This window comes from Ensifer sp. B1-9 (assembly GCF_050474445.1).
GTDB lineage: Bacteria > Pseudomonadota > Alphaproteobacteria > Rhizobiales > Rhizobiaceae > Ensifer.
Map to the genome: position 1 here is coordinate 284,544 of NZ_JBCHVG010000006.1, position 20,401 is coordinate 304,944.

At 62.9% G+C, this 20,401-nt stretch carries 19 protein-coding genes and 1 pseudogene; 11 read left to right on the forward strand and 9 right to left on the reverse strand.

The genetic code is table 11. The features are described 5' to 3' along the window. Window positions 1-410 precede the first annotated feature (410 nt). The 4 genes and pseudogenes from ACQ5BM_RS13290 to ACQ5BM_RS13305 form a co-directional block, all read right to left on the reverse strand. Window positions 411-694 (reverse strand): annotated as a pseudogene (locus ACQ5BM_RS13290) (hypothetical protein); the annotation flags it as partial. A 118-nt stretch (window positions 695-812) separates the two neighbouring features. Beyond that, on the reverse strand, window positions 813-2,192 hold the full coding sequence (locus ACQ5BM_RS13295) for an aspartate aminotransferase family protein (RefSeq protein ID WP_429811658.1): 1,380 nt from the start codon (window positions 2,190-2,192) through the stop codon (window positions 813-815). Window positions 2,193-2,228: 36 nt separating this feature from the next. Next, window positions 2,229-3,725 (reverse strand): NAD-dependent succinate-semialdehyde dehydrogenase, encoded by a 1,497-nt coding sequence (locus ACQ5BM_RS13300; RefSeq protein WP_429811661.1) that lies wholly within the window; start codon window positions 3,723-3,725, stop codon window positions 2,229-2,231. A gap of 118 nt (window positions 3,726-3,843) precedes the next feature. Beyond that, complete coding sequence (locus ACQ5BM_RS13305; protein ID WP_429811664.1) at window positions 3,844-4,326, reverse strand: Lrp/AsnC family transcriptional regulator; 483 nt, start codon at window positions 4,324-4,326, stop codon at window positions 3,844-3,846. A gap of 66 nt (window positions 4,327-4,392) precedes the next feature. Between ACQ5BM_RS13305 and ACQ5BM_RS13310 the strand changes: the two genes are divergently transcribed. From ACQ5BM_RS13310 to doeB, 10 genes are all read left to right on the forward strand, one after another. Beyond that, entirely contained in the window at window positions 4,393-5,814 is a 1,422-nt protein-coding gene (locus ACQ5BM_RS13310) for a PLP-dependent aminotransferase family protein (RefSeq protein ID WP_429812037.1), read from the forward strand. Between the two features lie 122 nt (window positions 5,815-5,936). After that, window positions 5,937-6,722 (forward strand): ectoine/hydroxyectoine ABC transporter ATP-binding protein EhuA, encoded by a 786-nt coding sequence (gene ehuA, locus ACQ5BM_RS13315; protein ID WP_429811667.1) that lies wholly within the window; start codon window positions 5,937-5,939, stop codon window positions 6,720-6,722. A 71-nt stretch (window positions 6,723-6,793) separates the two neighbouring features. Continuing rightward, complete coding sequence (gene ehuB, locus ACQ5BM_RS13320; protein WP_429812040.1) at window positions 6,794-7,639, forward strand: ectoine/hydroxyectoine ABC transporter substrate-binding protein EhuB; 846 nt, start codon at window positions 6,794-6,796, stop codon at window positions 7,637-7,639. Between the two features lie 70 nt (window positions 7,640-7,709). Beyond that, window positions 7,710-8,369: an ectoine/hydroxyectoine ABC transporter permease subunit EhuC gene (gene ehuC, locus ACQ5BM_RS13325; RefSeq protein WP_429811670.1), complete on the forward strand. Its 660-nt coding sequence runs from the start codon at window positions 7,710-7,712 to the stop codon at window positions 8,367-8,369. Window positions 8,370-8,371: 2 nt separating this feature from the next. Continuing rightward, entirely contained in the window at window positions 8,372-9,034 is a 663-nt protein-coding gene (ehuD, locus tag ACQ5BM_RS13330) for an ectoine/hydroxyectoine ABC transporter permease subunit EhuD (RefSeq protein ID WP_429811673.1), read from the forward strand. Further along, window positions 9,034-9,810: an ectoine utilization protein EutA gene (gene eutA / locus ACQ5BM_RS13335; RefSeq protein ID WP_429811676.1), complete on the forward strand. Its 777-nt coding sequence runs from the start codon at window positions 9,034-9,036 to the stop codon at window positions 9,808-9,810. The genes ehuD and eutA overlap by 1 nt, the downstream gene beginning before the upstream one ends. A gap of 3 nt (window positions 9,811-9,813) precedes the next feature. After that, the gene (eutB, locus tag ACQ5BM_RS13340) at window positions 9,814-10,815 is read left to right on the forward strand and encodes a hydroxyectoine utilization dehydratase EutB (RefSeq protein ID WP_429811679.1); all 1,002 of its coding nucleotides are present in this window, start codon (window positions 9,814-9,816) and stop codon (window positions 10,813-10,815) included. Continuing rightward, window positions 10,812-11,804, forward strand: a complete 993-nt coding sequence (gene eutC, locus ACQ5BM_RS13345; RefSeq protein WP_429811682.1) for an ectoine utilization protein EutC — start codon at window positions 10,812-10,814, stop codon at window positions 11,802-11,804. The genes eutB and eutC overlap by 4 nt, the downstream gene beginning before the upstream one ends. A 34-nt stretch (window positions 11,805-11,838) precedes the next feature. Next, window positions 11,839-13,020 (forward strand): ectoine hydrolase DoeA, encoded by a 1,182-nt coding sequence (doeA, locus tag ACQ5BM_RS13350; RefSeq protein WP_429811685.1) that lies wholly within the window; start codon window positions 11,839-11,841, stop codon window positions 13,018-13,020. A gap of 3 nt (window positions 13,021-13,023) precedes the next feature. Further along, window positions 13,024-14,028, forward strand: a complete 1,005-nt coding sequence (doeB, locus tag ACQ5BM_RS13355; RefSeq protein WP_429811688.1) for a N(2)-acetyl-L-2,4-diaminobutanoate deacetylase DoeB — start codon at window positions 13,024-13,026, stop codon at window positions 14,026-14,028. A 129-nt stretch (window positions 14,029-14,157) separates the two neighbouring features. On the opposite strand, the gene ACQ5BM_RS13360 is transcribed toward doeB, so the two are convergent. The 4 genes from ACQ5BM_RS13360 to ACQ5BM_RS13375 all read right to left on the reverse strand — a co-directional run bounded on the left by ACQ5BM_RS13360 (window position 14,158) and on the right by ACQ5BM_RS13375 (window position 19,377). Continuing rightward, a complete protein-coding gene (locus tag ACQ5BM_RS13360) occupies window positions 14,158-14,742 on the reverse strand; it encodes a tyrosine phosphatase family protein (protein ID WP_429811691.1) in 585 nt (194 codons plus the stop codon). 421 nt (window positions 14,743-15,163) lie between these two features. Beyond that, the gene (locus ACQ5BM_RS13365) at window positions 15,164-17,383 is read right to left on the reverse strand and encodes a copper-transporting P-type ATPase (protein WP_429811694.1); all 2,220 of its coding nucleotides are present in this window, start codon (window positions 17,381-17,383) and stop codon (window positions 15,164-15,166) included. Window positions 17,384-17,465: 82 nt separating this feature from the next. Further along, the gene (locus ACQ5BM_RS13370) at window positions 17,466-18,917 is read right to left on the reverse strand and encodes a multicopper oxidase family protein (RefSeq protein WP_429811697.1); all 1,452 of its coding nucleotides are present in this window, start codon (window positions 18,915-18,917) and stop codon (window positions 17,466-17,468) included. A gap of 97 nt (window positions 18,918-19,014) precedes the next feature. Next, window positions 19,015-19,377 carry a hypothetical protein gene (locus ACQ5BM_RS13375; RefSeq protein ID WP_429811700.1) on the reverse strand — a complete coding sequence of 121 codons (363 nt, stop codon included), beginning with the start codon at window positions 19,375-19,377 and terminating at the stop codon, window positions 19,015-19,017. Between the two features lie 172 nt (window positions 19,378-19,549). Between ACQ5BM_RS13375 and ACQ5BM_RS13380 the strand changes: the two genes are divergently transcribed. Then, the gene (locus ACQ5BM_RS13380; RefSeq protein ID WP_429811702.1) at window positions 19,550-20,056 is read left to right on the forward strand and encodes a cytochrome c; all 507 of its coding nucleotides are present in this window, start codon (window positions 19,550-19,552) and stop codon (window positions 20,054-20,056) included. Window positions 20,057-20,090: 34 nt separating this feature from the next. Here ACQ5BM_RS13380 and ACQ5BM_RS13385 read toward each other — a convergent pair whose 3' ends face one another. Then, on the reverse strand, window positions 20,091-20,312 hold the full coding sequence (locus ACQ5BM_RS13385) for a heavy-metal-associated domain-containing protein (protein WP_429811705.1): 222 nt from the start codon (window positions 20,310-20,312) through the stop codon (window positions 20,091-20,093). Window positions 20,313-20,401 lie beyond the last annotated feature (89 nt).

Consider the following 20,401-nt stretch of genomic DNA (forward strand, 5'->3'; position numbering starts at 1 on the left):
CTCTTTGGTGAAAAGCTCCATGGATGTTCGCTGGGATCGCCGGGAACATTTCCTGAAGCGGGAGGTTCGTTGAGTGGGTGCGAGGCCGCCGCCTGGAAACAACAAATGGAGTTTAGAGATGAAAATCGCTGCATCCGCTGTCTTAGCGGCCGCCCTTTTCTCAGTGGCCAGCCTGAGTGCCTCTGCGCAGTCCGGCACCAGCACTACCGGAGGGGGCCGGCCTTCGATGAATTTGGAAAAATGCAAGCCGGGTAGCCCGAATTGTAAGGCGGACCAAAAGGGAAATAGGCCATATTCAAGCGAGACCACCGGCAGTGTGAAGAGCAATGATAACAGTGCCGCTGGGCAAGCGCAGGATAAGGTCCCGAACAAAGATTGCCCGCCCGGTCTGGCCAAGAAAGACGTGAACCCTAGTCAGGGACGAGATCTAACGGGCTGCTAAGCGCCCGAATCCGAAAGCCCAAAGGATGAGAATCCCGGCGCGGTTTCGCGGCCATGTTGAGCGGGCTCGGGTAACAGAGATAGAACCCGGCGAAGCTCGGGCTGTAAGCCTCCAGTACCGGTAGCAAGGTCGCCTCGCTCGATCCATGCGCGAAAGCTTTCCTGCATGCCGAAAGTGATGCCGGCGCCAGGCGAGGCTGATCATCAGCGCCATGTCGTTGGTGGCAATCTTAGGCGTCACCCCGACGCTGAACCGAGCCCAAGGAGAGGGAACTCAGGGAAGGATTCTCGAGCAGCTTCGAGCTTAGGCCCGGCCGTTTGCCCCGCCGGGCCCAAGCTCTTATTTGTCACGCTTTCCTGCTCGCCGGGCTTTACTTCGAGCCGAGCACGGACGTGACCGCATCTGCGGCCGCCTTCACGACGATGTCGGCCTCTTCCCTTGTCAGGCAGAGTGGTGGTGCGAAACCCAGGATATCTCCTTGCGGCATGGCGCGGCCGATGACGCCGCGTTCGAGAAGGGCTGCCGCGACCTGCGGACCGATCTTCTTGGCTGGGTCGAAAAAGATCCGGTCGTCCTTATCCTCGACGAACTCGATCGCGGCCATCAATCCGTCGCCGCGCACTTCGCCCACATGCTTGTGGCCTCCAAGGGCTTTCGTCAGTTCGGAACGGAAATAAGCACCCGTGCTGCCAGCATTCTCAACGAGCCCTAACTCGTCGATCAGTTCGAGATTGGCAACGCCCGCGGCCGCGCAGATCGGATGGGCGGAATAGGTCCAGCCGTGGCCGATCGCGCCCAGCTCGTCGGAACCCTGCACCAGCACTTGCCATACCTTGTCCGAGACGATCGTACCCGAAAGCGGCGCGTACGCCGAAGTGAGGCCCTTCGCAATGGTGATGACATCGGGCCGCATGCCGTAGTGGTCGGAGCCGAACATCGTGCCAAGGCGGCCAAACCCCGTCACGACCTCGTCGGCGACGAGCAGGATGTCGTATTTTTCGAGCACGGCCTGGATCTTCTGCCAATAGCCCTTTGGTGGCGGCACGATGCCGCCAGTGCCAAGGATCGGCTCTCCGATGAAGGCGGCGATCGTCTCCGGGCCTTCGGCCAGGATCATCTCTTCGAGTTTGTCGGCGCAATCCTGCGAGAACTGCTCTTCATCCATCGACCGGTCCGGGCGGCGGAAGAAATACGGCGCTTCGGTGTGGAGGATCGGCGCGCGCGGCAGGTCGAAGGCGTTATGGAAGAGATGAAGGCCGGTCAGCGAGCCGGTCATGACGCCGGAGCCATGATAGCCGCGCCAGCGGGAGATAATCTTCTTCTTTTCCGGACGGCCGAGAATGTTGTTGTAGTACCAGATCAGCTTGATGTTGGTCTCGTTGGCATCCGAGCCGGAGAGACCGAAATAGACGCGGCTCATGCCTTGCGGCGCACGATCGATGATCATCTTGGCAAGCGTGATCGAGGCTTCCGTGCCGTGGCCGACATAGGCGTGATAATAGGCGAGGTTCTTAGCCTGCGCGGCGATCGCATCGGCGATCTTTTGGCGGCCGTAGCCGACGTTGACGCAATAGAGGCCGGCAAAGGCGTCGAGGCTCGTCCGGCCGTTCGTGTCGGTGATATAGACCCCTTCACCGCCGCCGATGACACGGGTCGGCGTCTCGCCGCGGGCATGCATGCCCATATGCGTGGATGGGTGGAAGAAGTGATCGCGGTCCCAGGCCGTGAGTTCGTTGCTTCTGTCGAGCATGATCGTTCCTTTCGCGTATGGATGTGGCGCCCGGGCTCAGGCGGCCGTATCGATGCAGAGATATTTGAGTTCGGTGAAAGCCTCGATGCCGTGGCGCGAGCCTTCACGCCCGAGACCCGACTGTTTCCAGCCGCCGAAGGGGATCGGCCCGCCGGTGATCTTCACGCGGTTGATCGCGACCATTCCGTATTCGAGCGCACGGCCAAGGCGAAACTGGCGTGCGCCGTTCTCGGTCACGACGTAGGCGACGAGGCCGTAGTCGGTGTCGTTGGCGCGGGCGATGACGTCGTCCTCGCTGTCGAACGCGGTGATGGCGGCAACCGGGCCAAAGGTCTCTTCACGCATGATCAGCGCATCGTCGGGCACATCCGTCAAAAGCGTCGGCTCGTAGAAGAGGGTGCCTGCCCGGTGGCGCTTGCCGCCGGCCAGGAGTTTTGCGCCGCGCTCAAGCGCATCGGCGACCTGTTCTTCCACCTTGGCTATGGCACGCTCATGCATCAGCGGGCCGATCTCGGCACCCGGCTCAAGGCCTGAAGCAACCTTCAGCGCTTCGATGCGCGCCTTGAAGGCCGCCGTGAAGTCCGCGAGTGCGGAACGCTCGACATAGATCCGGTTCGCCGCAAGGCAGTCCTGGCCGGATGTGGCGAACTTGGCGGCCGTTGCTATGTCGGCGGCCTTGCCGATGTCGGCATCGGCAAAGACAATCAGTGGCGCATGGCCGCCGAGTTCCATGATCAGTCGCTTCATGGTCGAGGCACATTGGCGCGCAATCAGCTTGCCGATTTCCGTCGACCCGGTGAAGCTCATGGCCCGAATGCGCGGATCGGCGTTCATGCGGCTGACGATCGTGGCGGCGTCTCCCGTCAGCACGTTGAAGACACCGGCTGGAATGCCGGCTCGTTCGCCGAGTTCGGCAAGGGCGAGCGCGGAAAGCGGCGTTTCGCTGGAGGGATGGGCAACGACGGTGCAGCCGGCAGCAAGTGCGGCCGCCGCTTTCCGGGTGATCATGGCGGAAGGAAAATTCCACGGCGTGACGATGCCGACCACGCCGAGAGCCTCGCGGCGGACGATCATCTCGGCTCCGCAAAGGTGGCTGGTGACGCCTTCGGCGTTAAGCCGTTTTCCTTCTTCGGCATACCACTCGATGAAGGACGCCGCGTAGTTGATCTCGCCGCGGGATTCGTCAAGCGGCTTGCCCTGTTCCAGCGTCATCAAGAGCGCAAGGTCCTCGCGGGCTTCCAGCATCAGGTCATGCCATCTGCGCAGGATCTGGGCGCGCTGTTGCGGCAGCATGCCGCGCCAGGTGCCAAGCGCGTCGGTGGCGGCCGAGATGGCCTCTCCGGTCTGCTCGGCATCAAGGGCCGCGACCCAGGCGAGTGTTGCCGAGGAGGCAGGATCGGTCACCTTGAAGCTCGCGCCTTCACGACCGGCGATCCAGCGCCCTCCGACATAGGAAAGCTCCCGCAAGAGGTGCGGGTCGGCAAGGCGGCCGAGGGCGTCGTGAAAGGTGGTGCGGGCAAATACGGCGGTCATGGCGGCCTCCTCTTGTTGTGCAGAGGAAGTCTGCCAGAGGGACGGCGACAGATTGTCTATAGCCGGGGTGGTCGGCAGAGACTTGAGCCAAAGACAGGGGCGGTCGTAGACAATCTCTCTATTCGGCAGCGGGAAGCAGCGTCTCGAGCGGCAGTACGGTCTCCTCCTTCACCGTCTTGGTGACGATGTAGGTGAAATACCGGTCGATGCCGAGTTCGCGGTCGAGCAGGCTGTCGACGAGGCGCTGATAGGCGTCGATGTCGGGCGCCATGATCTTCAGGATGTAATCGACGCCGCCGCCGACCGACCAGCAAGCGACGATCTCAGGCGTTGCCGCGACTGTCCGCTCGAATCGTTCGAAATCCGCCTGCCGATGATTGGCGAGCGTCACCTCCATCATCACGCTGGCGACCGGTGCGACGCGCCGCACGGCGACGCGGGCATGATAGCCCGTTACGATACCCGCCTTTTCCAGCTTTCGCAGGCGCAGCCAGCAAGGCGTTGGTGAAAGGCCCGCCTTTTCCGCCAGTGCCAGCTTGGTAATTCGCCCGTTCTGCTGAATCGCTTCAAGGATGCGCAGGTCAATGGCGTCGAGTTTCATTCGGGCGCCCTCCAGGCGAAGATCACGTCAAAATGTAGAAAAAGACAATGGGAAGGCATTTTGGCGTTGTCAATTGAACTGATTTTGCGCACTGTCAAAATCATGACAAATTGGCGACCTGACATATCCCAATTGCGCCGGCCGGCCTATCTCTCCCTTGCCGAGCAGATTGCCCGCGCCATCCAGGAAGGCCATTTACCGAACGGGACACGCCTTCCGCCGCATCGAAAGCTTGCCGACGACCTGAAGCTTTCCGTGCAAACCGTCAGTCGCGCCTATGACGAGCTTATTAGGCGCGGGCTCATTTCCGGCGAGATCGGCCGAGGCTCCTTCGTTCAGACAAGGCCGAAGGAACCCGAGCCGCCCTATTTGCCCGAGCGTCTCGGCGAGTTGGTCGACCTCTCGATCCTCAAACCCGTCTGCGAGCAGCTGCACCTGGAGCGCATGCGGGGGGCCTTCGCGTGGCTGGCGGAAAACCTGCCGTCGAGTTCGGCGCTCTCCTTCCGGCCGAACATGGTGTTCCCGCGCCATCGCAACGTCGCTGCCGACTGGCTGGCGCGCTGCGGGCTCGATGTTTCGCCGCTGAACATCAGCCTCACGAATGGCGCCACCTCGGGCATGACGGTGGCGCTGATGAGCGTCGCGCCGCCCGGTTCCACCGTTGCGACGGAGGCGATCAGCCATCACACGCTCGTGCCGCTGTCCAGCTATCTCGGCCTCCACCTCGAAGGTTTGCCGATCGACCGCGAAGGGATGATCCCTGAGGCGCTTGACGAGGCCTGCCGCAAAGGCGTCATCCGCGCCGTATTTCTCCAGCCTTCGGTGATCAATCCGACCGCGGCGCTGATGAGCGCCGAGCGCCGGCAGGCGCTCGCGGAGGTCGCACGGCGCCACGATATCGCGATCATCGAGAACGACATTCTGGGGCCGCTGGTGGAAGGTCGGGCACCGCCGATCGCGGCTTATGCGCCGGAGCGCACTCTCTACGTCACGAGCTTCACCAAGATCACGGTGCCGGGCCTGCGCATCGGTTATCTTGCTGCGCCGGATCGTTATGTCGCGGCCGTCGCCAACCGACACCTCGTTTCCAACTGGATGGCGACGCCCTCGATCGCGGAGATCGCGACGCTGTGGGTCAGCGACGGCACGGCGATGGAGCTCGTCAACTGGCAGCGCCGGGCGCTTGCCGTTCGCCATGCCATTGCGGAAGAGGCCCTTGCGGGCCTGTCTCACTGTTCCCACCCGCAGAGCCTGCATGTCTGGTTGCCGCTGCCGGAAGGGCATACGGAAGAAGGTTTCGTTTCTCAGGCACGCCTGCGTGGCGTCGCGATTGCGCCTGGTTCTTCTTTCCGCACGGCGGACGAGGGCTGGCATCCGGCGGTGCGCATTTCGCTCGGCTCGACGACCGAGCAGGAACTGCGCACCGGCCTCGGCATTCTCTCCTCTTTGGCCAGCGGAAACCCGGAGGCGCTGCTGCTCGCGATCTGAGGAAGATGCCTGCCAATTGGGCAGCGGAGCAATAATTGTACTGATATTATTATTCGGATTGACATGATTTTAATTGCCGCGCATCGTTGCTGCATCACTTGTCTCAACAGGGAGAGACATGCATGGCCGCGCCGATCATCCGCATCGACAACATCACCAAGCGCTACGGTCCCTTGACCGTACTCGACGGTCTGTCGATGGAGGTGCTGCCAGGTGAAAAGCTGGCGCTTATCGGCCCTTCCGGCTCCGGCAAGACCACGATCCTGCGCATTCTCATGACGCTGGAAGCGATCAGCGGCGGCCACATCGAGGTCGATGGCGACCAACTCTATCACATGCCGAAGAATGGCAGTCTCGCGCCCGCCGACGATCGCCATCTTCACAAGATGCGCGAGAAGATTGGCATGGTCTTCCAGCACTTCAATCTCTTCCCGCACAAATGCGTGCTCGACAATGTCACGTTGGCTCCGATGTTGACGAAGGGCGTGGCAAAGGCGGCGGCCGAGAAACGGGCGATGGAACTTCTCGACATGGTGGGCATGGCCGACAAGGCGAAGAGCATGCCCGTGCAACTCTCCGGCGGACAGAAGCAGCGCGTTGCCATTGCGCGTGCGCTCGCTCTCTCGCCAAAGATCATGCTGTTCGACGAGGTGACCTCCGCACTCGACCCGGAACTGGTCGAGGAAGTGCTGAACGTCATGCGCAAGCTCGCCATCGAGACCGACATGACCATGCTGCTCGTCACGCATGAGATGGGCTTCGCCCATGATTTCGCCGACCGCATCCTCTTCTTCGATCGCGGCAAAATCGTCGAGGAAGGCAAGCCCGACGAGATTTTCCGCAATCCCAAGCAGGAGCGCACGCAGACCTTCCTGCGCAAGATCATCGCGGCAGGGCACCGCGTCTGAGTGGCTTCGCCACCCGGAAACAATGCTCCAAACAACAACAGGGACAGCCAGAGGAGTTCGGAACAATGAGCATGAGGACCTTTTTGACCATGGCCGCCGGCGCGGGCGTCCTGACGGCGATCGTCGCCGCGGCGCCCGCTTGGGCCGACGACAGCAAGCTTGAGGAACTGCGGGAACAGGGGTTCGCCCGTGTGGCCATCGCGAACGAACCGCCCTTCACGGCGGTTGCCGCCGACGGCAAGGTTTCAGGTGCTGCGCCTGACGTGGCGCGTGAGGTTTTCAAGCACCTCGGCGTCAACGACATCGTTGCCTCGATCTCGGAATATGGCGCGATGATCCCGGGTCTTCAGGCCGGCCGGCACGATGTCATCACCGCCGGTCTTTTCATGAAGCCGGAGCGTTGCAGCGCCGTCGCCTATTCCGAGCCGATCCTGTGTGATGCCGAGGCCTTCGCGCTGAAGAAGGGCAACCCGCTCAAGCTCAAGAGCTACAAGGATATTGCCGACAATCCGGATGCCAAGATCGGGGCGCCCGGTGGCGGTACGGAAGAGAAGCTCGCGCTTGAAGCTGGCGTGCCGCGCGAACGCGTCATTGTCGTTCCGGATGGCCAGAGCGGGCTGAAGATGCTGCAGGACGGCCGTATCGACGTCTATTCGCTGCCGGTGCTTTCGATCAACGATCTCGTCGCCAAGGCGAACGATCCCGGTGTCGAAGTCGTGGCGCCGGTCGAAGGCGCGCCGGTCTATTGCGACGGCGCGGCCTTCAAGAAGGGCGACGAGGCGCTTCGCGACGCCTTTGACGTGGAACTCGCCAAGCTCAAGAAGTCGGGCGAGTTCGCCAAGATCATCGAACCCTATGGCTTCTCGGCTGCGGCCGCGATGTCAACGACACGCGAGAAGCTCTGCGCCGCCAAGTAAGCGCCGCAGCAATCCGTCCTCTCCCCCCGTTCGGGGAGAGGCAGCCATCCCCTTGCTATATGGAAGAACGATGACCGACTGGTCCGGTTACATAGGACTGATCCTGCAAGGCGCGCTCGTGACGCTTGAGCTCACCGTGCTCGGCTCCGTGCTCGCTCTCGTCATGGCGTTCGTCGCCGGCCTCGGGCGCGTCAGCCGCTTCCTGGCGGTTCGCGCGCTCGCCACCACCTATATCGAGTTTTTCCGCGGTACTTCGATCTTCGTCCAACTCTTCTGGGTCTATTTCGTCCTGCCTTTCGCCGGGCTGACGCTGTCGCCGCTACAAGCGGGTGTTCTGGCGCTTGGGCTGAACGTCGGGGCCTATGGGGCCGAAGTCGTGCGCGGCGCCGTCAAGGCGATCGGCCGCGAGCAGCGCGAAGCCTGCATTGCCCTCAATCTCTCGCGGTATCAGTCGATGCGTTACGTCATTCTTCCGCAGGCCCTGCCGCTGATGCTTCCAACCTTCTGCAACAATGCGATCGAACTCTTGAAGGGCACGGCCGTCGTCTCGCTAATTTCGCTGACCGACATGACCTTCCAGGCGCAGGTGGTGCGCGCCCAGACAGGCAGCACGCTCGTTCCTTTCGCAACGATCCTCGTGCTCTACTTCCTGATGGCGCTTGCCATCTCCCACGGCATGCGCTGGCTGGAACGCCGGGTCACACGCGGCCTCGATGGCGTGAGGACCTGACGATGGAATGGGACTGGAACTTCGTCTGGGAAATCATGCCGACCCTCATCGAGGGCCTGAAGATCACCATTCTGGCCACCGTGTTCGGTGCGGCGCTCGCCGCCGTCATCGGCCTCGTCTTTGCCATCCTGCGCATGACTGCACCAAAGCCGATCGCCCGCGCCACGGCTTTCGTCGTGGAGTTCATTCGTGGCACGCCGCTGCTCGTGCAGCTCTATTTCATCTTCTATGTGTTGCCGGACATCGGCATTCGGCTGCCGGCATTGCTCGCCGGCATCATCGGGCTCGGGCTGCACTACGGCACTTATGCGGCGGAGGTCTACCGCGCCGGCATCGAGAATGTGCCGCGCGGTCAATGGGAAGCGGCGAAGGCCACGAACCTCACGGGACGCCAGACCTGGATCCACGTCATCCTGCCGCAGGCGATCCCGCCAATGATCCCGGCGCTCGCCAACTATCTCATCGCCATGTTCAAGGAGACGCCGCTGCTCTCGGCCATCACCGTGCTCGAACTGATGAACCAGGCGAAAAGTGTCGCCAACAGCAGCTATCGCTATATCGAACCGATGACGCTGGTTGGTGTGTTTTTCCTGATCATGAGCCTGATCTCCGTCGTCTTCCTGCGCTGGCTGGAGGAACGTTACGCCCGGGTGGAGGAACACTGATGCAGACGCTCGACCTTAAGCTCGCCGCGCGTGCGCCGAAATTGGACGATCGTCCGCTCGATAAACGCGTCGGCCTGATCGTCCTTGCGACTGATCACACGACGGAAGTGGACTTCCAGCGGATGGTGGCGAGCGAGCGGATCGGCGTCTACGCGACCCGCATCCCCTACGCCAACCCGGTGACGCCGGCAAACCTGCGCGCCATGCAGCCCTCGCTGACATCGGCGGCCGCGTTGATCCTGCCGGACGAACCTCTCGACGTCGTCATGTATTCCTGCACCTCCGCCTCCGTCGTCATAGGCGACGCGGAAGTACGGGCGGCCGTGCGAGCCGCCAAGCCCACCGCCGCCGTCGTCACGCCCACGGCGGCGGCTGCCTCGGGCCTAAGGGCCTTCGGCGCGAAGCGGATTTCGGTGCTGACGCCCTATACGATCGAAACCAGCAAGCCGATGGCCGACTATTTCCAGGCGCTCGGCTTCGACATTGCCCGCTTTACCTGCCTTGGCCTCACCGACGATCGGGAGATGGCACGCATTTCCACGGAGGAGATCGTTGCCTTCGCGAAGGACGCGACTGCGCCCGATAGCGACGCACTCTTCATCTCCTGCACAGCGGTTCGGGCGGCGGGGGTGGCGGCTGAAATCGAGGCTGCGACCGGCAAGCCGGTCGTCACCAGCAACCTTGCCACCGCCTGGGCCTGCCTGCGCCTTTGCGGCGACGAGACGGCGCGACCGGAACGCGGCCGCCTGATGACGCTTGCTTATTCGGACAGGTAACCCATGTCGAACCTTCCCGTGACATTGGCGGATATCGAACAGGCGGCCCGGCGCATCAAGGGCCGGGTTCTACATACGCCTTTCGTACCTTCCCCTTCGCTTTCGGAACGCTGTGGCGTGCCTGTCGGCCTCAAGCTCGAACACCACCAGACGACAGGTAGCTTCAAGCTGCGCGGCGCGACGAACGCTGTGCTTTCGCTGACGCCGGAAGAGCGGACGAGGGGCGTCGTCGCTGCCTCGACGGGCAATCATGGCCGGGCGCTTGCCCATGCGGCCAAGGCGGAAGGCGCGGTCGCAACGATCTGCATGTCGCGGCTCGTGCCTGACAACAAGGTTTCGGAAATCCGCCGGCTTGGCGCGCATGTCCGCATCGTCGGCAAATCGCAGGACGAGGCGCAGGCAGAGGTCGACCGGCTGGTGGCCGAAGACGGCTTCGTCATGGTGCCACCCTTCGACGATCGAGCCGTCGTGGCGGGGCAGGGCACGCTCGGCCTGGAGATCGCCGAGGCAATGCCGGACGTGGCAACCGTTCTTGTGCCGCTCTCCGGCGGTGGGCTTGCGGCCGGTGTCGCTGCGGCGGTGAAAGGGCGTTCGCCGAAAACCCGCGTTATCGGTCTCACCATGGAGCGCGGCGCGGCGATGAAGGCCAGCCTCGATGCTGGGCGGCCGGTGCAGGTCGAGGAAGTGGCAAGCCTTGCCGATTCGCTGGGTGGCGGCGTCGGCCTCGACAATGCCGTGACCTTTAAGATGTGCCGCGCTCTGCTGGACGGGGTGATCCTGCTTTCGGAAGACGAGATCGCGGCCGGCATGCGGCATGCCTATACCGAGGAGCGTGAGGTGATCGAGGGGGCCGGAGCCGTCGGCATCGCGGCGCTGCTTTCCGACCGGCTCGGCCGACTGGACGGGCCGGTGGCGGTGATCCTCTCCGGTCGCAACGTAGACATGGACCTGCACCGGCGGGTCATCAATGGAAATGCCGATGCGTTGCAGGAGACAGCGGCATGACGACGATGAAAATTCTCACCGAGGCGGAGCTCCGGCGCATCGTCCCGCTCGATCTTGAAGCCATTGCCTGTGTGGAGGACGCGTTCCACGCGCTCGCCACCAAGGCGGTCGCCATGCCGCCGATCCTCAGGCTCGACATGCCCGAAGCGCGCGGCGAGGTGGACGTGAAGACCGCCTATGTGCCCGGCCTCGACGGTTTTGCCATCAAGATCAGCCCCGGCTTTTTCGACAATCCGAAGGTCGGCCTGCCGAGCACCAATGGCCTGATGGTACTGCTTTCGGCGAAGACCGGTTTGGTACAGGCCGTGCTGCTCGACAATGGCTATCTGACGGATGTGCGCACTGCGGCGGCCGGCGCGGTCGCGGCGCGGCATCTCGCGCGCCCGGATGCCGCGGTTGCCGCCATCTTCGGCGCCGGAATGCAGGCCAGGCTTCAGCTCGAAGCCTTACGTCTGGTGCGGCCGATCCGAGAGGCGCGCATCTGGGCGAGGGACGCAGCAAAGGCCGAAACCGCGGCAACGGAGCTGACGAGGAGCCTCGGTTTTCCCGTTCGAACCGTAGTCGATGGCAGGGCAGCGGTCGATGGCGCCGACATCATCGTCACCACGACCCCTTCGCAAACACCGGTGCTCAAGGCCGAGTGGCTCCAGCCTGGTCAGCATGTCACGGCCATGGGTTCGGATGCCGAGCACAAGAACGAGATCGAGCCCGCCGTGATTACCGGCGCCGGTATGTATGTCGCCGACAGCCTCAAGCAGACGCGCAGGCTCGGCGAACTGCATCATGCCATAGAGGCGGGCCTCGTGAAGGAGAGCGCGATCTTCCCCGAACTCGGCGAGATCATCGCCGGCCGCAAGCCGGGCCGCAGCGGCCCCGACGAGATCACCGTGGCGGATCTTACCGGCACGGGCATTCAGGATACGGCCATCGCCACGCTTGCGGCCGCCCGCGCGGCAACGGCGGGCGCCGGCACGATCTTCGAGAGTTGAGACCGGCTTTTCGCCGGGTATAGAGGAAAAACCGATGAAACAAGCGAACCTGAAGTTCTCACTTCCGGAGTATGAAGCGCGTCTTCAAAAAACACGCAATGCCATGGAAGCCAAGAGTATCGACGTGCTGATCGTCAGCGATCCGTCGAACATGAACTGGCTGACCGGCTATGACGGCTGGTCCTTTTACGTGCACCAATGCGTCGTCGTGCCGCCGACGGGCGAACCGATCTGGTACGGCCGCGGGCAGGATGCCAATGGCGCGAAATTCACCGCCTATCTGAAGCACGAGAACATCATCGGCTATCCGGACCACTATGTGCAGTCCACCGAGCGCCATCCGATGGACTATCTCTCGGCCAAACTCGCCGAGCGTGGCCTCGACAAGCTGACGATCGGCGTGGAGATGGACAATTACTGGTTTTCCGCCGCCGCCTTCGCCTCGCTCACGAAACACCTACCGAATGCCCGCTTCGTCGATGCGACCGCACTCGTCAACTGGCAGCGCGCGGTCAAGAGCGAGGCGGAAATCCGCTACATGCGCAATGCCGCGAAGATTGTCGAGAAAATGCATGAGCGCATCTTCGACAAGATCGAGGTCGGCATGCGCAAGTGCGACCTCGTCGCGGAAATCTACGATGCCGGGACACGGGGCGTTGACGGCGTCGGCGGTGATTATCCGGCGATCGTGCCGCTCTTGCCCTCGGGCGTGGAGGCTTCCGCGCCGCACCTGACCTGGGACGATCGACCGATGAAATCCGGCGAGGGCACGTTCTTCGAGATCGCCGGCTGCTACCACCGCTACCACGTGCCGCTCTCACGCACCGTCTTCCTCGGCAAGCCGACACAGGCTTTCCTCGATGCCGAGAAGGCAACGCTCGAAGGCATGGAAGCGGGCCTCGAAAAGGCGCGGCCCGGCAATATCTGCGAGGATATCGCCAACGCCTTCTTCGCCGTGCTCAAGAAATACGGCATCGTGAAGGATAACCGGACGGGCTACGGTATCGGCGTTTCCTATCCGCCGGACTGGGGCGAGCGCACGATGAGCCTGCGTCCAGGCGACCGAAGCGAACTGAAGCCGGGCATGACCTTCCACTTCATGACGGGGCTCTGGCTCGAGGACATGGGCTTCGAGACGACGGAAAGCATCTTGATCACCGAGACCGGCGTCGAGTGCCTCGCCAATGTGCCGCGCAAGCTTCTCGTGAAGGATTGAGCCATGCGGGACCTCACACTTCGTCCTTCGCCGATCAGCTCCACGATCGATTTTTCGGCCGAAGGCGTGCAGCACGGTTTTCTGCGCCTGCCGTACAGCCGCGACGATTCCGCCTGGGGCTCGGTGATGATCCCGGTCACGGTCGTCAAGAATGGGGAGGGGCCGACGGCCCTTCTCACCGGCGGCAACCATGGCGACGAATATGAGGGGCCGATCGCGCTCTTCGATCTCGCCCGCACCTTGAAGGTCGAGGACGTGACCGGCCGTGTCATCATCGTGCCGGCGATGAACTATCCGGCCTTTCTCGCCGGCACGCGCACCTCGCCGATCGACAAGGGCAACATGAACCGCAGCTTTCCGGGTGCGCCGGACGGTACGGTCACTGAGAAGATCGCCGACTATTTCCAGCGCACCCTGCTGCCGCTCGCCGATATCGTGCTCGACTTCCATTCGGGCGGCAAGACGCTCGATTTCCTGCCCTTTTGCGCCGCCCATATCCTGCCCGACAAGGCGCAAGAGGCAAAAGCCTTCGATCTCGTCAGCGCCTTCGGCGCCCCATGGTCGATGAAGATGCTGGAGATCGACGCCGTTGGCATGTACGACACGGCAGCGGAGGAGATGGGCAAGATCTTCGTCACCACAGAGCTCGGCGGCGGGGGGACGGCCACTGCCAAAAGCGCTCGCATCGCCAAGACAGGCGTTTCGAATGTGTTGAAGGCGGCCGGTATCCTCAAGGGTGCTGTCGAAAGTGCAAGGACGACCTGGCTCGACATGCCGGATGGGAACTGCTTTTCCTTCGCCGAGGACGCCGGCCTCATCGAACCGCTCTTCGATCTCGGCGATCGGGTGAAGAAAGGGGAGGTTGTCGCCCGCATCTATCCTATCGGCCGCACGGGCGTTCGACCACTGGAGGTCGAGGCGAAGATGGATGGCATCCTCGCGGCCCGTCACTTCCCCGGGCTCGTCAAGGCCGGCGATTGCGTCAGCGTCCTTGCCGTCGAGACGTGAGGACGGGTGCGCGCCTCCTTGCAGGTGCCGTCCATCGGCGGACCCGGCGACGGACGCAGACCCGCGTTCGCTGCGGCTTGGGTCTGCTGCCCTTACCCGTGAAGTCGAAGGAGGGCGCTCCTTCAGCCGTCAGTCGTGGATAGCCATCTGCAGTTCGGCCTGGCGGCCGAGGGACGTCATCCACTCGCTGAATTCCGGCCGGCTCTTGATCTGCCGGCCGTAATGGCGGCCGAGCGCAGTGGTGAGCTCGCCCGCGCGCCCGAGCAGTTCATCGGCAAAGACGATCATCTGGGAGTTCGGCCAGGCCTGCGGGCGGATTGCGGCGAGGCGGGCAAAGAGCTTTTCACCGGACTCCTCCGGATTTGCCTGCGCCATCAGCGTCAGCATGGCTGCCGTCGAGCGCGATACGCCCATGTGGCAATGAACCAGCACATGGCTGGCGGCTTCCCGATCTTCACGCATCAGGAAATCTGTACCAAAGCGAAGGATGGCTTCCACATGGTCCGGGCGAGGCATCACCCGGTTCGGCGCCGCCTCAATGATATCGTGGAAGCGCAAGATCGTGCGGCGATGCTCACCGTAAGCGTCGAAAGCTTCCAGGTCCGGGAGTTCCGGGTCGACGATCGACAGAACATGGGTCACGTTTCGGCTGCTCTGACCCGGCAGTTCCTCGATACCGCAAACGGTCAGCATTGGAGAAAGGGTCGTTTCCATGTCCACTATCCTAGCATCGGTTTCATGAAGCGTCTGCCTCGCATTTCCGTGCGAGCAGAAGAAGAGCACGTCGAGCATCGCAGACATCGGGCGCGACCGGTCGGCACGATGGGGGATGGGTCGGCGTCTGGCAGGCGTTGAGATTGATGTTTCCATCGGCGAGGGAGGCGACGACGTAGCCGCCGGGGGAGATGGAAACTATAAGTGTGCCGGCCTTCTTGGCAACCACGATATTCGAAATCAGGGAGTTCGTTGCCTGCCGAAATCTTGGCCGGAAAGCCCGCACAAGGAGGCGGGTCGGCCCGTGCAACGCGTGCGCCGGGTTCTTTGCCTGCGGGAGTGGGCATGTGGACGCTCTCCCGTCCACATGCTGTTCTGCAGCCGGTCCGCCAACCGGGGCGGCCAGCGACGAGCTACGGTCTCAGATCCGGGCGCTCCTCAATCTCAGGGCGTTGCCGATCACGCTGACGGACGAAAGCGCCATGGCGGCGGCTGCGATGATCGGCGACAAGAGAAGCCCGAAGGCGGGATAGAGCACGCCCGCCGCAACGGGTACGCCGGCGGCGTTATAGATGAAGGCGAAGAAGAGGTTCTGCCGGATGTTCGCCATCGTCGCGTGACTGAGCCGCCGCGCCCGGACGATGCCTTGCAGATCGCCTTTGAGCAGCGTCACGCCGGCACTTTCGATCGCCACATCGGTCCCGGTTCCCATGGCGATGCCGACGTCGGCGGCGGCAAGGGCAGGCGCGTCGTTGACGCCATCACCGGCCATGGCGACGATCCTGCCTTCCTTGCGCAGGCGGGCGACGATCTCGCTCTTGTGTTCCGGGAGCACTTCCGCCTCGACCTCCTTGATGCCGAGCTTGCGGGCGACCGCACTGGCGGTGGTCTTGTTGTCCCCCGTGAGCATCACCACGCGCACGCCATCCTTGATCAGCGCTTCGACCGCTGCCGGTGTCGTCGACTTGATCGGATCGGAAATTGCGAACAACCCGCCCAGGCGACCGTCAATGGCGGCGAAGATGACGGTCGCTCCTTCGCTGCGCAGGTCTTCTGCTTTCTGCGAGAGGGCGGAGATATCGACCTTTTCCTCGGACATGATCCGGTGACTGCCGATGATCAGCCTGCGGCCATCGATGACGCCCGTCACGCCCTTGCCGACCGGACTGTCGAAGTCTTCGGCAGATCCGAGTTTCACATTGTGTTCGCTGGCGATGTCGACGATGGCGCTTGCCAGAGGATGCTCGCTCGCGCGCTCCAGCGTAGCGGCCAGCCGCAGCAATTCGTCCTCCGATACCCCGCTCACGGCGACAATCTCGGTGACCTTCGGCTTGCCTTCGGTCAGGGTTCCGGTCTTGTCGACCACCAGCGTATCGACCTTTTCGAAGCGCTCGAGCGCTTCGGCGTTCTTGATCAACACACCGGCGCCGGCACCCTTGCCGACGCCGACCATGATCGACATCGGGGTGGCAAGGCCGAGAGCGCAAGGGCAGGCGATGATCAGCACCGCGACTGCCGCGACCAGTCCATGGGCGAAGCGCGGCTCCGGACCGACCAGCATCCACGTCGCGAAGGCGATAGCGGCAATGAGGATGACGACCGGAACAAACCAGCCGGAGACCTCGTCGGCAAGCCGCTGGATCGGGGCGCGAGAGCGTTGCGCCTCGGCGACCATGTGGACGATGCGAGACAGCATGGTATCCCGGCCGACCTTGCCGGCCTCCATGACGAAGCCGCCCGTCTGGTTCATCGTACCACCGATAAGTTTGGCCCCGACCTCCTTGGTAACAGGCATCGACTCCCCTGTGATCATCGATTCATCGATCGAGCTGCGCCCGTCGACGAGCGTGCCGTCAACCGGGACCTTTTCGCCCGGACGGACGCGTAGTTTATCGCCAACGGCGACCGCCTCGAGCTCCACATCCTCGTCGGTTCCATCGCTGCGGATGATGCGGGCGGTTTTCGGCGCCAGGTCGAGAAGCGCCCGGATCGCGCCGCCGGTCTGCTCGCGCGCCTGCAGTTCGAGCACTTGGCCGAGCAGCACCAGCACGGTGATGACGGCGGCCGCCTCGAAATAGATCGCAACTGCCCCCTCGTTGGATTGGAACGTTGCCGGAAACAGACCGGGAGCAACAGTTGCGACCACGCTGTAGAGCCAGGCGACGCCCGTGCCCATCGCGATCAGCGTGAACATGTTGAGGTGCCGGGTGACGATCGATTGCCAGGCCCGCTCGAAGAAGGAAGCGCCCGCCCAAAGGACGACCGGGGTCGCCAGGATGAACTGGAGCCAGTTCGACGTCTGTGCGCCAAGCAGCATGTGCAGGTTGGTGAGGTGACCGCCCATTTCGAGTGCCAGCACAGGCAGCGCCAGAACCAAGCCAATCCAGAACCGCCGGCGCATGTCGACAAGCTCCGGACTGGGCCCCGCGTCGGTAGTGACGACTTCGGGTTCGAGGGCCATGCCGCAGATCGGGCAGTTGCCAGGGCCGTTTTGCCGTATCTGCGGATGCATGGGGCATGTGTAGATCACCCCCTCTTGCTCCGAGCTTTGCTTCTCTGCGGCTTTGGCCGGCGCCGCGCTCTTTTCGGCATGGTGATGGTCGTGACCTTCATGTCGGTGGTGGTGCTTATGGTCGTCCATTGGATCGTCTCCGCAACGGGTACTCGCCGATAACAAGGATACGGCCCGGCACCTTCGCGCCGGCCGGGCCGTCTCATCCTCGTTACGTGTAGGCGACGAAGGACATCATTCCCGATGCCATGTGATAGAGGTTATGGCAGTGGAGCGGCCAGCGACCCGGATTGTTGGCGTCGAAGATGACGTTCACGCTTCCCATCGGCGGCACAAGAACGGTATCTCGCACAGCACCGCCGAGCGTCTTTTCGCCTATGCCGACGACCTGGAAGTGATGACCGTGGAGATGCATCGGGTGGGACATCATCGACATGTTGCGCATGACGATCTCAATCCTTTCGCCTTGGCGCACGCCAAGGTCATCGCCGCCCTCGATCCGCCAGTCGTAGCCGCTCATGCCGCCCGTAAGGGTCAAATCGAACCGACGGTCTGCAGGACGAGCGGAAAGGGGCGTGACGGCCGCCAACCGCTCTTCGAGGTCGAGCCCGACCACCGGTCCGGGCTCCTTCCCATGCGATGCGATCTTGGCGATCCTTGCCCGGGACGGCGCCAGGATGATGCCTGTGCGATGGGTACTGCCTTCCCGCAGCGCGAAGATGGGTTGGGCTTCTGCTGACTTCGGAAGCCTAAGCCGGACATCGAGCCGCTGGCCCATGGAAATCGGGAAACGGTTCCCGGAAACCGGCTGCACCGACTGTCCGTCAACCGCGATCAACTGTCCGGTCAAGGTGCCGGTGTCGACCGTGAAGGCGGTGGCTGTTGCGCCATTGATGATGCGCAGACGGACACGCCCACCATTTTCGACGGCGACGACTTCCGGATCATCGAGCGTACGGTCGTTCGCGAGATAGGCGTCATACTCGATGTCGTTCAGATCCAAGGGGGCCATGCTCGACATGGCCATCCCGGACATGTGGCCTCCCTGCATGTTGGATGGCATGCCCTGCATCATCGCGCTGTGGTCCATCCCATGACTGGTAGAAGATCCCTTCAGCTTGGCGAGCAGTTCCTCGGCGGGCGTGAAGGAGAAGTCGTGCAACAGGATAACGACTTCCTGCTCGTCGCGCTGCCTGTCGTCGGCGGTTCGCACGATCAGCGGAGCCGCAAGCAGGTTCTGCTCCTGAAGCGTGTGCGCATGCATCCAGTGCGTGCCGCCCGCACCGACCGGAAACGCGTAATGCCGGGTCTCCTTTGCCTTCAGGAGCGCTGCAGGATTGTCCGGTACACCGTCCATGTCCCATGGGGGCGCGAGCCCATGCCAATGGATGAGCGTTGCTTCGCCGCCTTGGTTTGAAAGCGCGACGTCGAACGGGCTGCCGGCGTCGAGCGTCAGTCCGATGGTGCCATCCGCTTGGAAAAGCCCAAAGACGTCGGCGGCTCTGCCATTCACCTCGATGACGCGTTTTGTGATCGCAAGCGGGCGCGTACCCGCGCTCGACGATGTTGCCTTGCGGGCCTCAGCCCAGCTTCTGCTTGGATGTAGGGCGGCAGCAGAAGCGGCGACCGACATCAATCCGCCCAGGAATTCACGGCGTTTCATGCTCATTGACCTCTTGTTCCATGCCGGGCAACGCCGGCGAAGACCGCGCCAAGCGGGCGCGACCGCGGAGGACCAGCGCCAACGGCGCTGGCCTGGCTCATCCGATGGATCGAGGAGGGCCGAGGGCGGGTCGGGAGATGATGCCGTCGATGGGCGGTTGGGGAGAGAGGTCCCGGCGATCGCCCGACTTCAGGGTGACTTCGCCGAAGGTTGGGGCCGGGAAAAGCGTGTAGCACAGGCCGCAGACGTGTTTGCAGCAGGCTTTCTGATCGCCTGTTTCGGTCTTGCCATCGAGATCGGCTTTCCCCTGTGAGGAAATGACATGTTCGCTGCCGGCAACGTGTGGCTCGCATGCGATGGGGGCTGCCTCGGCAATCGGCGCGACCAGAAACAGGATGGCGACCAAGGTGGCCAGCAATCCCCTTGCATGTTTCCGGACGGTCTGGCTGGCGGCGATCATGTTTTCGTCCGACACCTGGTGCTCTATTCACCCACAATGCGCGATGCTCGCCGGATTCGCCTTGACCTTGATCAAAAGGCGACGATGGCACGGCGCTCGATGAAAGGATGGCACCCGAATGTGTTCGAATGCGGTTAAATCGTCCGGCCTCATTCTTGCTGTGGTTGCAGTTATGTCGGTCTCGGCTGCGACCGCACAGCCTGGCGATGGCGTCGTTCGCGAGAGGCAGCGGGATATGAAGGCGATGGCGGCTGCCGCCAAGAGCATCGACTCCGTATTCAAAGGCACATCCCCTTACGATGCAAAGGCGTTCAAATCGGCCGCCGAAACCATCAGGGTTTATTCGGGCAAACGCCTGTCGGAACTGTTCGTGGGTCCGGTCGTCGCCGACGGCTCCAAGGCTAGCGCCAGTATCGAAGCAGAACGGCCGACATTCGACCAGCTGGCGACCAACCTTGGCGCATACGCCGAGGCACTTTCCGTTGCAGCAGACCACAATCCCGATGTTCTTGCGCCAGACATGCGGATGCAGGGCACCGATGCGACGATGGGCGGGCCACTCGCCAAGAGGAACGCGGCGATGCCCGACCCGATGTCCATGCCAGCCGAGCACGCTTTCCATATGATGCTGCAGGTTTGCACGTCCTGCCACGCCAAGTTCCGGACGAAAGACAACTAATCGACAGCAGCAGGTGGGCGTCGCAAAACCTGGATCACCCGACGTGGCTGCAGCAGGATTTCTTGAGGGAGGCCTGGTAGCCGGCCTCTGCGATCGCGGCAACGAAGTTATCGGAGGGGATCTGAGAGTCGATCGATGCGGTCTTCGCATCGATATCCACAGCGACCTTGGCGTTGGGATCGACCGACTTCACCGCCTTTTCGACCGCTCCGGCGCAGTGTCCACAGGTCATGTCGGGGATGTTGAGATGGTGCATTTGGAAACTCCATTGGATCTGACCTGTGTGAATGTGGGGCTTCCAACGGTGGCAAGGTCAAGAGCACAGTCGCCGACAATTTTCTCCTT

Bases quoted from the DNA above. Each gene is read 5' to 3' on its own strand.
- ehuA (WP_429811667.1), top strand. From the start codon at position 5,937: ATGGCCGCGCCGATCATCCGCATCGACAACATCACCAAGCGCTACGGT.
- ACQ5BM_RS13295 (WP_429811658.1), bottom strand. From the start codon at position 2,192: ATGCTCGACAGAAGCAACGAACTCACGGCCTGGGACCGCGATCACTTC.
- ACQ5BM_RS13370 (WP_429811697.1), bottom strand. From the start codon at position 18,917: ATGAAACGCCGTGAATTCCTGGGCGGATTGATGTCGGTCGCCGCTTCT.
- ACQ5BM_RS13305 (WP_429811664.1), bottom strand. From the start codon at position 4,326: ATGAAACTCGACGCCATTGACCTGCGCATCCTTGAAGCGATTCAGCAG.
- ACQ5BM_RS13380 (WP_429811702.1), top strand. From the start codon at position 19,550: ATGTCGGTCTCGGCTGCGACCGCACAGCCTGGCGATGGCGTCGTTCGC.
- ACQ5BM_RS13385 (WP_429811705.1), bottom strand. From the start codon at position 20,312: ATGCACCATCTCAACATCCCCGACATGACCTGTGGACACTGCGCCGGA.
- eutA (WP_429811676.1), top strand. From the start codon at position 9,034: ATGCAGACGCTCGACCTTAAGCTCGCCGCGCGTGCGCCGAAATTGGAC.
- eutB (WP_429811679.1), top strand. From the start codon at position 9,814: ATGTCGAACCTTCCCGTGACATTGGCGGATATCGAACAGGCGGCCCGG.
- ehuC (WP_429811670.1), top strand. From the start codon at position 7,710: ATGACCGACTGGTCCGGTTACATAGGACTGATCCTGCAAGGCGCGCTC.
- doeB (WP_429811688.1), top strand. From the start codon at position 13,024: ATGCGGGACCTCACACTTCGTCCTTCGCCGATCAGCTCCACGATCGAT.
- ACQ5BM_RS13365 (WP_429811694.1), bottom strand. From the start codon at position 17,383: ATGGACGACCATAAGCACCACCACCGACATGAAGGTCACGACCATCAC.
- ehuD (WP_429811673.1), top strand. From the start codon at position 8,372: ATGGAATGGGACTGGAACTTCGTCTGGGAAATCATGCCGACCCTCATC.
- doeA (WP_429811685.1), top strand. From the start codon at position 11,839: ATGAAACAAGCGAACCTGAAGTTCTCACTTCCGGAGTATGAAGCGCGT.
- ACQ5BM_RS13300 (WP_429811661.1), bottom strand. From the start codon at position 3,725: ATGACCGCCGTATTTGCCCGCACCACCTTTCACGACGCCCTCGGCCGC.
- ACQ5BM_RS13375 (WP_429811700.1), bottom strand. From the start codon at position 19,377: ATGATCGCCGCCAGCCAGACCGTCCGGAAACATGCAAGGGGATTGCTG.
- eutC (WP_429811682.1), top strand. From the start codon at position 10,812: ATGACGACGATGAAAATTCTCACCGAGGCGGAGCTCCGGCGCATCGTC.
- ACQ5BM_RS13360 (WP_429811691.1), bottom strand. From the start codon at position 14,742: ATGGAAACGACCCTTTCTCCAATGCTGACCGTTTGCGGTATCGAGGAA.
- ehuB (WP_429812040.1), top strand. From the start codon at position 6,794: ATGAGGACCTTTTTGACCATGGCCGCCGGCGCGGGCGTCCTGACGGCG.